Annotated in this window: 1 rRNA gene; it reads right to left on the bottom strand. The window is 57.2% G+C overall.

Annotated elements, in window-relative coordinates:
• Positions 1-264: ribosomal RNA gene (locus tag CHI14_RS29625) — 23S ribosomal RNA — on the bottom strand; the annotation flags it as partial.

Consider the following 264-nt stretch of genomic DNA (forward strand, 5'->3'; position numbering starts at 1 on the left):
TTTCTCCGCTACCCCCTCCTCATCCCCGCACTTTTCAACGTGCGTGGGTTCGGGCCTCCAGTGCGTGTTACCGCACCTTCACCCTGGACAGGGGTAGATCACCCGGTTTCGGGTCTACGTCCACGTACTACACCGCCCTATTCAGACTCGCTTTCGCTGCGGCTCCGGCTCTTCACCTTAACCTTGCACGGGAACGTAACTCGCCGGTTCATTCTACAAAAGGCACGCCATCACCCCTAAATGGGCTCTGACTTCTTGTAAGCA

This window comes from Paenibacillus sp. 7516 (assembly GCF_002272715.1).
Classification (GTDB): Bacteria; Bacillota; Bacilli; order Paenibacillales; family Paenibacillaceae; genus Paenibacillus; species Paenibacillus illinoisensis_A.